Here is an 11,835-nt window from a genome sequence, read left to right as displayed (position 1 = left end):
CCTGCCTAGGCTTCCTGGATGGCGGAGAGCTTCCACTCTCCGCCGTTCTCGGACACGAAGGTCCAGATCTCCGTGGTCTCGCTGATCGCGTCAGAGCCCGATACGATCTGGCCGGTGGCGCGGTCGCGGGTCAGGTCCCTGGATTCGTAGCGCAGGGCGACGGTCGCAAATGCCCTGCTGCCTTCGCGCCAGGCCTCGGCGACGCTGCCGCCCAGCATTTTGACATCGAACACCTCGTTCCGTACGCCGCGGCTGGCGTTGGCGCCGAGTTCCTCGGCGAGGTAACCCATCATTTCGGGCGTCGTGAGTTTCCGCAATCCGGCGTAGTCCTCGTGCGAATAGGCGTCCTGCACCTGCGCCAGTCGCTCCTCGAAAATATCGAGATCGCTGGTGCTCACCTCATACTGGCCTTGCGTCGCTGCACCGCCGCCACCACCGCGGCGCGTGTAGGGGCTCTGCTGCGGACCATCGGCCCGGGCAAAGGGGTTCCCGCCAGCACCGCCAGGACCGCCGGCCGTGGCAAGGCGACGCCGCCCGAACAGCAGCCACAACACCCCGCCGATCAGCGCGACCTGGAACAGCAGGCTCAGCATGCCGCCAATGCCGCCGAAACCGTGCCCGAGGAACAGCCCGAACAGCCCGCCCAGAAACAGCCCCTGCAGCAGCCCGCCGCTGAAAAGGCCCGGCCGCGCCGCATTGACCGGGGTGGCCGCGCGCGACGCGGCGCTCGGGTTGCTCATGGTATTATTGACCGGCGCCGTTACATTGGGCGCGGTCTTGGTCGGCGGAACCGTCTGGAACGTCCGCAAGCCGCGGCTGCCGAAGCTGCCGCCGCGCCGCGCTTCGGCGCTATCCACGGTCACCACCGAAAAGGCCGTGAGCAGGCTGAGAAAAATCGCCAGAAACCGGATCCTGCCGGAAACGTACATTGAATGGCCCTCCTGAGGCGTTGCCCGATATATGGGGAGAGCCGAACGAAAGTTTAGATGATCTGCGCCTCCATACCCGTTTTTTGGGAATTGGCGCTGCAGCAACGTCCAAAGCTCTCGACCGCAGCCGCTTATGTGCTTTACCTCGTCGGCATGGCTGAACCGCGCGCCTCCTTCCTCGATGTTGATCGATCCGTCACCGGGCGCCAGTGGGTCGACCGGCTCGATCCCAATACCACCCGCATCGCCCAGGCAATCGGCCAGCGCACCGACCTGTCGGAAATCCTCGCCCGTATCATCGCGGCCCGCGGCGTCGGCATCGACGAGGCCGAAACCTATCTGACGCCGACCATCCGCGACCTCATGCCGGACCCCTCGACCCTGGCCGACATGGACGGCCTCGCCGAGCGGCTGGCCGCCGCCATCGCCGACAACGAGCAGATTGCTCTGTTTGGCGATTACGACGTCGACGGTGCCTCGTCCTGCGCCCTGATGAGCCGCTATCTGCGCCACTTCGGCCTCGACCCGCAGGTCCACATCCCCGACCGCATATTCGAAGGCTATGGCCCCAATATCGCAGCGATGGACAAGCTGATCGATGCCGGCGCCACGCTGATCATCACCCTCGATTGCGGCACCACCTCCGACGACCCCATCCTGCACGCCCGCAACCGCGGTGCTGACGTGCTGGTCATCGACCATCACCTCTCCGACAAGGAACTGCCGCAACCCAACGCACTGGTGAACCCGAACCGCCCCGACGACGTGTCCGGCCTTGGCTACCTCTGCGCCGCCGGCGTCACCTTCATGGTGCTGGTCGCCGTCAATCGGGCCCTGCGGGCCCGTGGCGACACCGGTCTCCCCGATCTCATGGGCATGCTCGATATTGTTGCCCTCGCCACCGTCTGCGATGTCGTGCCGCTCAAGGGCCTCAACCGCGCCTTCGTCATTCGCGGCCTCGAGATCGCCCGGCTCGGCAACAACCGGGGCATCGGCGCCCTGGCTCTGGCGGCGCGGGTCAACGGACCGCTCAATCCGTATCATCTCGGTTACCTGATCGGTCCCCGCATCAATGCCGGGGGGCGCATCGGCGACGCCGGCCTGGGCGCCCGCCTGCTGGCCATCGATGACGAGCACGAGGCGCTGCTGATCGCCGGCCAGCTCAACGAACTCAACACCGAGCGTCAGCGTATCGAACTGGAAGCTGTCGAGGAGGCCACCCGCGTCGCCGAGTCCGAGATCGGCAATGGCGAGGGGCCACCGGTCCTCATTCTTGCATCGGCCAATTGGCATGCCGGAATTGTCGGGCTGATCGCCGCCCGCCTGCGCGAGCGCTTCGACCGGCCGGCTTTTGCCATCGCCCTTGGCCCGGACGGCGGCGGCACCGGTTCAGGCCGATCCGTCCCCGGCGTTGATCTGGGCACGGCGGTGATTGCCGCCGTCGACGCTGGCCTCATTCCCAAGGGTGGCGGCCATGCCATGGCGGCCGGGGTCACCATCAAGGCCGGCCAGTTGCCGGCGTTCCGGGCGCATATCTACGATAGCCTGAGCAAGCCGGTGACTGTGGCGCGGGCCGAGACGGCGCTGGAAATCGACGCCGCACTGACCGCCCGCGGTGCTTCGGTCGGCTTCGTCCACGACATCGAGCGGGCAGGGCCCTTCGGCGCCGGCAACCCCCAGCCGGTCTTTGCCTTCCCCGCGCACAAGGCGCGCTTTCCTGACGTTGTGGGCGGCGGCGGCCACGTCAAGTTCACCCTCACGTCCGGCGACGGCGCACGTCTGAAGGCCATTGCTTTCCGGGCCGCCAGTACCGAACTGGGGCAGGTGCTGCTCGGTGCCGGCAACGACACGCCTCTGCACCTGGCGGGGTCGCTCACGCTCGATCACTGGCAGGGGCGCGAGGAAGTGCAGTTTCGCGTCACCGACCTGGCGACCCTGCGGGCCCGCTAAGCCGCTCGTGCCTCTTGCATAACCGCATCTGGAAACTAAACTACCCCGTAGCTATGTATACTGGGTAGGGCACCGGGAAGAGCTATCCCGATGATGCTTGGGAGCATCGGACAGGACGTCTGTGGCCACATGTCACGCGCGTTAGGTTAAGGCATAATGGACAAGATCGCTGTTGAACCGCGGCTGGCGGATAGCACACTTTGGACGCACTTTACCTCGGGTATTGCTGCCTTCTTCGGCAAGCACCTGATCGGCAAGCCGCAACATGGCGCAGTCACCTTGACCCTGCCCAACGGCAAGTCGGTCACGTTTGGCAATCCGGCCACAGGCGAACACCCGATCCTGCACATCCGCAATTTCAAGGTCATCACCAAGACCTTGCGCCGGGGCACGGTCGGTTTCGCCCAGGCCTATATCGACGGCGATATCGAGGTTGAGGACCTCACGTCGCTGTTCCGCTATTTCCTGCAGAACCGGGCCGTGTTCACGCCTGCCGAGACCGAAAAGAACTGGTTCCGCCGCGCCGCCCAGGATCTCTCGTACCATATGTCGCGCCACAACTCGAAAGAGGGCTCGAAAAAGAACATCTCCGAACACTACGACCTCGGCAACGAGTTCTACGGCAAGTGGCTCGATCCCTCGATGACCTACTCGTCCGCCATCTTCACCTCCGAGGATCAGTCGCTTGAGGAGGCCCAGCACACCAAGTACCGGCGGGTCGCAGAGATGGCCGGGATCACTCCGGGCAGTTCGGTACTCGAAATCGGCTGTGGCTGGGGCGGCTTCGCCGAAACCGTTGCCCGGGATTTCGGTGCCAACCTGCGCGGCATCACACTGTCACGCGAGCAGTTGAAGTTCGGCCAGGACCGTTTGAAGCGGCAGGGGCTCGACACTCTGGCCACGCTTGTCTTCGAGGACTATCGCGATACCCAGGGGCAGTTCGACCACATCGGCTCGATCGAGATGATCGAGGCGGTCGGCGAGGAGCACTGGCCGAGCTACTTCCAGACCGTCCACGACCGCCTCAAGCCCGGCGGCACTGCCGCGATCCAGGCCATCACCATCGATGAGGCCGATTTCGAGGACTACAAGGCGGGACCGGACTTCATCCAGCGCTTCATCTTCCCGGGCGGCATGCTGCTGACCAAGTCCGCCATGCTCGAGCAGGGCGAGCGCGTCGGCCTCGTGCTGGAAAACACCGAGACCTTCCGCCTCTCCTACGCCAGGACGCTGCGGCTCTGGCACGATCGTTTCCTCGAATGCTGGCCGGAGATCGAAAAGCTCGGCTACGATACCGAGTTCAAGCGCAAATGGGTCTACTACCTCTGCTACTGCGAGGCCGGGTTCATGGAAAACTCCATCGACGTCGGCATCTATCAGTATCGTCGGCCGCTCGAGTCCTGAATCGACTAGCGGAACTGCACGCCCAGTTCCTTCAGCGTGCGCCACACTACCTGGCAGGGATGCGGGCGGTGCCCCGGCGCGATCAGGTCGAACGTATTGGGGATGCTGGCCACCGAACCGGTGAGCTCCAGCTTGGCTCCGGAGTCGGACAGGTTGCGGATGATGCAGTCCGTCCGCTTTCGTCCACTCGAATGCACGATCACCGCTGCAATCAGCGTGTTGCGCCGCGGTGCCAGTCGCTTCTCAAGTCTCAGGTCCAATTGTCTTCCGCCTCGGGTGGAAGACCAGAGTGCCCTATTGAACTTGTTGGCCGGTTCATGCGATCGGCAAAAGGCGCCTAAACTTGTTCAGGTGCCGTTCATCTCTGTGGCCATTTTCGGGCTACTCGAGCCCCGCGATCTTCAGGCCGTCGAGATAGCGGCGCAGCAAGCCCGGCTCCATGAACCGCAGGCTGTCGGCCACGGCGGCCAGTGTCATCCCTGGTCGGGCCGCCAGGAAGCGCTGCAGGGCCTCCACGGCGGCGGCACTATCTCCTTGATGTGCATGGTAAACCGCGATGTCGCGATGTGGCCAGGTGAGACCGGGCCGCTCCGACAGAGCCTGCCGCGCCAGTTGCGCCGCCTGCTGTGGCCGTCCCGCCGCGAAATGCGCCAGACCCATCCCCAGATGCACATTGAAAGCGAAGGGATCCAAAGGACTTAGCCGCTCGGCCTGCTTGAATGCCAGCAGCCCCTCGTCGGGATTTCCGAGATAGACTTGACCGAACCCGCGCCGCATCCATGCCCAGGCATGGTTCGGGTCGAGCACCAGGGCCTGATCGGCAAACGCCGCCGCCTGTCCGACGTCCCCGCCCAGTTGCATCATCGCCGACGCCAGCGCCGTCAGGGCCGTCGGATCATCCGTCACGCCCATCGTCGCAGCTTCGATAAACCGTTGAGCAGCCTCACGTTCTCCGGCGAAATCACTGGACCAGTTATAGGCCACCTGCTGCCCGTGCGCCCAGGCTGCAAGGGCTGCCGCCAACCCGTAATTGGGTTCCAGATCCAGCGCCCGGCCGAGCAACGCAATTGCTTCGGCATTGTCCTGCGGCCGATGTGCCCACAGGTGCGGAAATGACCGCATCACCAGATCATAGGCCGCTAGGCTGTCAGGCCGCTTCGACCGCGCCCGTTCGATCTCGGCGCGCCGGATCGAAGGCTGGATGGCGCTGGCGACCTCGGCCGCCATGCGGTCCTGCAAGTCGAAGAGCTCTGTCACTGTGCCGTCTATCTTGTTGGACCAGATATGATTTCCGCTGTCGGTCTCCACCAGCTGGGCGGTGATCCGCACGCGGTCGCCCACCCTGCGAACCGATCCCTCGACGATGTAGCGTACACCGAGTTCCTTGCCGATCTGCCGCACGTCGACGCTCGATCGGCCCTTGTAGGAGAAGGCCGAGTTCCTTGCGATGACGAAGAAATCCCGCACCCGCGACAGCGTTGCCGTGATTTCCTCCACCACCGCATCGGCGAAGTAGCCCTGGTCCGCCTCTCCCGACAGATTGTCGAAAGGCAGCAACACCACCGATGGCCGGTTCGACGGCAGGACGGGTGCTGCCGCCGGCTCGACGGCAGTCTTCCCGATGCCGTCGGGGTGCCAGACGTAGAGCCGGACCGTCTTGGCGATATTCTTGAGTTCGGTCGGACCCAGGTCGGCAAACTCGAGGTCTGTCGTGCCATTCAGATACTGGAACATCCACTTGGTGATGCACATGCCGCCCGGCGGCGAGTGGCTCTGTACCCGCACGGCCAGATTGATGCCGCTGCCATAGAGGTCGTCGCCCGCCACCAGCACATCCGCCAGCACAATCCCGGCCCGGATCTGGAACAGTTCGCCTCCCGGCGCCTTGATCTTGCGCTCGTGCAACTCGCGTTGCACGTCCGCCGTCCAGCTGACTGCTGCCACCACGCTCTGGAATTCGGCCAGCAAGCCGTCACCCATCGTCTTGAAGACCTTGCCGCCCTGTCGCCCGATGGTGCGCGCAATCAGCCGGTCGTAGACCCGCTGCACGAGACGCAGTGTCTGCCGTTCATTGCGCTGCACGTGGCGAGAAAAGCCCACCACGTCGAGCGAGACTATAGGAACCAGACGCCTGTCGGGCTGTACCATCAAATGTGCGCTTCTGCTGCAAGCGGGGAATGTATAGCACTTGGCGAGCGGCGTGAGAACGATGCCGACGCCATGAATAGTCATGAAAAACAATCAGGATACTGTCGAACGGTGCTCGACCGCCTGCCGCTAGCGGATTCTGCTGTCCTTGGCTAGGAGGCTTGCAGCCATCGGCGCGATTTCACCAGTTCCTCCAGCGCTGCTGCCGGCATGGGCCGGGCAAAGGCATATCCTTGCAGGATGTCGCAGCCGACGTCGCGCAGAATGCCGGCCTGGTCCATGGTCTCGACACCTTCGGCGACCACCATGATCGACAGCGATTTGCCGATATCGACCAGAGAACTCACCAGCCGCCGCTGGCTTTCCGAACTCTCGATTTCATCGATGAACTGCCTGTCGATCTTGAACCGCGTCGGTCGCAGTTTCACGAGGCTCAGGATCGAGGCGTGGCCAGTGCCGAAGTCATCGATATTGATGTTGATCCCAAGCTCCCGGATTTGCTCGAGGTTCCAGTTCACCACGTCGTCGGGCTCGTCGAGGAAGATCGACTCCAGCAATTCGAAGGACAGCGTCCCGGGCCGGATCGGCAGGTCCTTCAGGCTGGAAATCAGGTGCTCGTCATGCAGACGGCGGAACGACACGTTCACCGACACCGACGGAATGGCGAGGCCCTTGTCTTGCCAGGCGTCGAAGTCGCGGAGCGCCGCCTCGAAGATCAGGCGATCAATTGCTGTCACGACATTCAGGTCTTCGGCGATCTTGAGAAAGCTTGCCGGCGACAGCATGCCGTTCGGATGCTTCCACCTCGCCAGCGCTTCTACGCCGACCACTTCGAGCGTCTTCGCATCCACGAGCGGCTGATAGTAAGGCAAGAACTCGTTTTGTTCGATGCCGCGCAGGATGTCGTCAGCAACGCGCTTGGTGTTGACCGTCTCCGCCTGTAGCGCTTCGGAGAAGAATTCGTAGCCGTTTCGGCCGCGCCGCTTGGCACGGTAGAGCGCGATGTCGGCGTCGATCAGCAGCCGCTTGGCGTCTATCGCGCTGCCGGACTGGACCGCGATACCAATGCTGGCGCCAAACCGGCAGAAGTGCCCGTCATAAGGCACCGGTTGACGCATCTGGTCGATAATTGTGCGGGCCGTCTTGTCCAGTCGGGTGGCGGGGCCGTCGTAGACGCAGACAATGATGAACTCGTCGCCGCCGACGCGCGCCACGAAGTCGTCGTCGATCAGATTGCCGCGCAGCAGCTGCGCCGCGTGCACCAGCATGGCGTCGCCGGCAACGTGGCCGAGCGTGTCGTTGATCTGTTTGAACCGGTCGAGGTCAATATGGAGCAGGGCGATGCTGCCGCCGCGCCGGTGACAGAGCTCCGATTTCTCCTTGAGCCAACGATCGAGATAGCGTCGATTGGGCAGCCCGGTGAGGATGTCATGCAGCGAGTTGTGCTCGATCTGTGCCCGGGTCTCTTCGAGTTCGACGTTCCTGGCTTCGGCCAGCGAAATAGCCCGCTCGAGCTCGTGCTTGGATTTGACCTCGTCTGTCACATCCCAGTTGGCACCGAGCATTTTGGGCGTCCCATCGATATCGAGGCGATAGGTTCCCTTGGTCCGGATCGTCCGCTCTGCCCCATCCGGTCGTATGATCCGGAATTCAGATTCATAAGAGCTCTTGTTGCCAACGGCGGTCCACACTCGCTCTGCCGCCATCTCCGCGTCGTCCGGATGCAGGGCATTGTCCCAGACGGTCGGTCCGATCGGGCTGTCGTCAACAGGCACGCCATACATTTCCCGAACCCGCTGGTCCCAATAGACCTCGCCTGTATTGAGATTGGCCTCGAAGACTCCGATGCGCGATACTTCCAGCGCCAGTTCCAGCCGGCTTGACAGTCGCAGCAGCTCGGCCTCTGCGGCTTTCGATTCCGTGATCTCGGTATCGGTGCCGATCAGCCGCTTGGGCCGGCCGTCTGCCAGCCACTCCACCGGCGCGCCGACACTGGAGATCCAGATGTAGTGGCCGTCGACATGCCTCTCGCGATAGATCAGCACGCTGCGCTCGACTTCGCCCGCGTGCTGGGCCCTGATGGATGCAAGGCAGCGCTCCACATCGTCTGGATGGAGCCGGCTCCGCCAGCCTTCCAGCGTATCCCTCGTATCATGGGCGGCATTGAGCCCGCGCAACGTCCGCCATGTCCGGGAATGATAGATCGATCCGGTCACGACGTCGTAGTCCCAGACGCCTTGCCGCGCACTCTCCAGCGCTGTCTCCCAGCGCCGTTCGCTGCGCTCGAGTGCGGCCGCGACGAGACGCGCCACGGTAACGTCATGACATATGCCCCAGAGCTTGCCGTTCGAGCCGGCTCGGAACATGGTCAGGGCCGTGCGGTCCCCGCCGTCCTCGCCGGTCACCGAGACCTCCAGATCGCGGGCGTATTTTCCTTGCCTGCAGTGGCGAACGCGGGCGATCAGCTCTTTTCGGTCGCTGGGGGCGATGGCGCGCAGCAAGTCACGGCCATTGATGTCGGCAATGGGCACGATCAGACCCAGCAGGCCCGCCATTCCGGAGCTGACATGAACTCGTGACGAGCCTGGCCGCCAGTGCCAGCGGCCAAATCCGGCAAGCTGCTCAGCAGCCGCCAACTGATCGTCAGCGTCATTGCCGCTTTGGCGGGTGGGCAGCGCATCGGCATGTGTTGCGTCAGTCATTCCAAGGCCTTGTCGGACTACGCAGGGGCGTCCGTTCGATCGAACATGCCGCGACGCGCTTTAGATTCCCTTACACCCGTGGCGGTTTGCGGGCCCTGGAGAACCCATCCGCGAAAATCGGCAGCCGCCGCCGAATTGGTGGATCGCTTTGGGGATTGCAGCCCCTCATCGTGTCAAGTAATAAGTAGTTAGACGTATAATAAAAATGTAGTTCTCGCGCGGCGGTGGTCGCGACGGGCTTTGTCGGATGTTGCGAAAGCGATGTGGCCGATGCAGTTTTATTGTCTAGACATCATATTTCCGGCTATATACCGCCCTGCCGTAGTCGTGGGAGTGGCGGTGCTTTTCGCCTGTCACGAGGTCGAGGCTCAAGCAGCCTGTCCCTATGACGTTGGCGGTCTCAGTGTGAGCTGCGACGCCAACGGCGACGTCCTGATCAGCCTGGACGAGACTGCCGGCGCCAACTGGGATTCCCTGAGCTTCATGTTTGACGGACGGGTCAGTCTGACGAACGCGGCTGACCTGGTCTTTGACGGCTTCGATACTGCGGTGCTGCTTTCAGGCACGTCGATCAACTACTTCGGGAACGGGAACTCGATTGTCAGTCTGAATGGCACGGCAATCAGCGGCTACGCTATGGGAGCAGGCGCGAGTTCATTCACGCTTGGCGATACAATTGCCGCCGTCACCGGTGTCAGAATCGGCAGTGGCGGCGGACAGCCGCTGTCTGTCATTGTCGATAGCGGAGCCGCGATAACGGCTACGGTCGGTCTCGACATCGCCCAGTGGAGCGACGCTCCCGTCACCATAGAGCTAAGACACGGCAGCTTCATCGATGCGCCAATTCCCGTTCAGGTGCTGAACGGGGGCACGACGCAACTCAGCCTCGCCGGTACGCTTCGCGGCGAGGGCAGTTACTCCATGCTCGGCAATGGCGACAGCGTACTCGAACTGCAACCGGGCTATCAGCTCGACGGCCTGATCGACGGGCAGGGCGGAGAAAACCTGCTGGTCTGGGGCGGCGTTGGCACGGCGGAGTTCGACCTGGAAGAGCTGGGCACGAAATATGTCGGCTTCCAGCACTTCCAGAAATCAGGTTCCTCAGTCTGGCACCTGAGCGCCCCGGAAGCTGGCCTCGCGTGGGACGCGCCCTTCGATATCGACCTGATCGAAGGCACCCTCGACATAGCCGGGCGGCTGCCGGCGGGTACCGTGCGCGTCAAATCCGCCGGGCGGCTCTCCGGAACTGGGCATCTCGACATCCTCGACATCTTCGGAACGCTGGCACCCGGTCACTCTGTCGGCTCGATCTGGGCCGGTGATGTCACCTTTCATGTCGGGTCCATGCTCGAGATCGAAGCCGGCACCGCAGGCGTTGATATCTTGCACGTCTCCAGTGCCAATCTGGACGCCGCCGCGCTGAAAATCGTGCCGACAGGCGGCGCGGTCGTCGGTCAGGCCTTCCTGCTCTCCGACACAGCCTTGCTGCCATCCGACCGGTTCGCCAGCGTCACCTCGGCCTCGTTGCGCTATCGGCCCGAACTCGTCTACGAGACCGACCGGGTACTCCTCAACCTGTCGCCCACTGGCGCCGCCTTTGCCTCCTACGCCCGGTCGCCGGCCCAGGCCGCAGTAGCGGCCCTGCTCGACGCCATGGGTTCCGCAGCACCGTATTACGACCAGCTCGACAAGATGGATGTCGATGCTGCATCGGCCTTGCTTGAGCAACTCGCTGGCACCGACCTTCTGGCCGCCAGCGACGCCATGCTGCAAAGTGCCTCGACGCTGAGTACCGCCGCTCTTGGCCGCATCCAGCAACAGTCGGGCACTCTCGCGCCATCGACTCCCGCCTTCGGCCATACCAGCTTCACGACCGGTGACTGGACGGATACCCTTCAGCCCAGCGTGTGGGGCAGGCTGGTGGCCACAACGTCCAGCATGGGCGGCATGCACTCCGGCAGCGTCGGCATGATCGGCGGCGCCGATGTCGAACTGGGCAATGACTGGACTGCCGGCGCGCTCATGGGAATCGGCGGCTCATCGATCGCCTCTGGAACCGCCACAACCACCGCCACCAACATTCAGGTCGGTCTCTACGGGGCGAAACAATTCGGTGGCCTGTCACTCCGCTTCGGCGGCAACCTCGGCTACCACGCAATAGACTCTTCTCGTCGCCTCACTGCCCCAGGCGTCAACGAAACACTGACCAGCGCCTACGGCGTCATGACCGCGCAAGCATTCGCGGAAGTTGCCCAGAGCTTTGTCCTCGGGCCCGTCGATGTCGAACTGTTCGGTGATCTCGGATATGCGCGCAGCTTCACGCCTGCCTATTCCGAGGCCGGCGGCGCCGGTGCCCTGACAGTCGCGGCCACATCCACCGACGCCTATGAGACTGCCCTCGGGCTCAGGGCCGGCCACAAACTTGCGCTCGGAACCGTCTTGCTCACGGTAGGTGGCTCGCTCGCCTGGAAACACCGCGCCAATTCAGCGCCCGCCACGTCATACGCCTTCGCCGGATCTGCGCCCTTCGCCGTTCCAGGAACTTCAGCGGGCGGCAGTTCAATCGCCGCCACGCTCGACCTTCATCTCGATCTCGCTCCGCGCAGCAACCTTGATCTGACCTACGGCCTCGACTGGGCTGCCAGCGGCATGTCCCACGCGATCAGCGCCCGATATGCGCGCATGCTGTGAACATTTGGCAA

The 11,835-nt window shown here is 63.5% G+C and carries 7 protein-coding genes; 3 read left to right on the top strand and 4 right to left on the bottom strand.

All coding sequences use genetic code 11. The features are described from left to right. Positions 1–5 precede the first annotated feature (5 nt). On the bottom strand, positions 6–929 hold the full coding sequence (locus AC0L4C_RS16165; protein WP_473400726.1) for a Tim44 domain-containing protein: 924 nt from the start codon (positions 927–929) through the stop codon (positions 6–8). 153 nt (positions 930–1,082) lie between these two features. Between AC0L4C_RS16165 and recJ the strand changes: the two genes are divergently transcribed. Both recJ and AC0L4C_RS16155 read left to right on the top strand, forming a co-directional pair. Continuing rightward, a complete protein-coding gene (recJ, locus tag AC0L4C_RS16160) occupies positions 1,083–2,879 on the top strand; it encodes a single-stranded-DNA-specific exonuclease RecJ (protein WP_473403536.1) in 1,797 nt (598 codons plus the stop codon). A gap of 156 nt (positions 2,880–3,035) precedes the next feature. Further along, entirely contained in the window at positions 3,036–4,283 is a 1,248-nt protein-coding gene (locus tag AC0L4C_RS16155; RefSeq protein ID WP_473400725.1) for a class I SAM-dependent methyltransferase, read from the top strand. 5 nt (positions 4,284–4,288) lie between these two features. Here AC0L4C_RS16155 and AC0L4C_RS16150 read toward each other — a convergent pair whose 3' ends face one another. The 3 genes from AC0L4C_RS16150 to AC0L4C_RS16140 form a co-directional block, all read right to left on the bottom strand. Continuing rightward, complete coding sequence (locus AC0L4C_RS16150; RefSeq protein WP_473400723.1) at positions 4,289–4,543, bottom strand: PilZ domain-containing protein; 255 nt, start codon at positions 4,541–4,543, stop codon at positions 4,289–4,291. 121 nt (positions 4,544–4,664) lie between these two features. Further along, positions 4,665–6,431 (bottom strand): tetratricopeptide repeat protein, encoded by a 1,767-nt coding sequence (locus AC0L4C_RS16145; protein ID WP_473400722.1) that lies wholly within the window; start codon positions 6,429–6,431, stop codon positions 4,665–4,667. A 152-nt stretch (positions 6,432–6,583) separates the two neighbouring features. Then, positions 6,584–9,133 (bottom strand): sensor domain-containing protein, encoded by a 2,550-nt coding sequence (locus AC0L4C_RS16140; protein ID WP_473400721.1) that lies wholly within the window; start codon positions 9,131–9,133, stop codon positions 6,584–6,586. Positions 9,134–9,472: 339 nt separating this feature from the next. Here AC0L4C_RS16140 and AC0L4C_RS16135 point away from each other — a divergent pair, with 339 nt between their 5' ends. After that, complete coding sequence (locus AC0L4C_RS16135; protein WP_473400720.1) at positions 9,473–11,824, top strand: autotransporter outer membrane beta-barrel domain-containing protein; 2,352 nt, start codon at positions 9,473–9,475, stop codon at positions 11,822–11,824. The last annotated feature ends 11 nt before the right edge of the window (positions 11,825–11,835 follow it).

It is taken from the genome of Devosia sp. J20-27, assembly GCF_055808595.1.
Note: the sequence above shows the minus strand (reverse complement) of the source record. Positions and strands in the feature narration are given on the sequence as shown.

Bases quoted from the DNA above. Each gene is read 5' to 3' on its own strand.
- AC0L4C_RS16155 (WP_473400725.1), top strand. From the start codon at position 3,036: ATGGACAAGATCGCTGTTGAACCGCGGCTGGCGGATAGCACACTTTGG.
- AC0L4C_RS16145 (WP_473400722.1), bottom strand. From the start codon at position 6,431: ATGGTACAGCCCGACAGGCGTCTGGTTCCTATAGTCTCGCTCGACGTG.
- AC0L4C_RS16140 (WP_473400721.1), bottom strand. From the start codon at position 9,133: ATGACTGACGCAACACATGCCGATGCGCTGCCCACCCGCCAAAGCGGC.
- AC0L4C_RS16165 (WP_473400726.1), bottom strand. From the start codon at position 929: ATGTACGTTTCCGGCAGGATCCGGTTTCTGGCGATTTTTCTCAGCCTG.
- recJ (WP_473403536.1), top strand. From the start codon at position 1,083: ATGGCTGAACCGCGCGCCTCCTTCCTCGATGTTGATCGATCCGTCACC.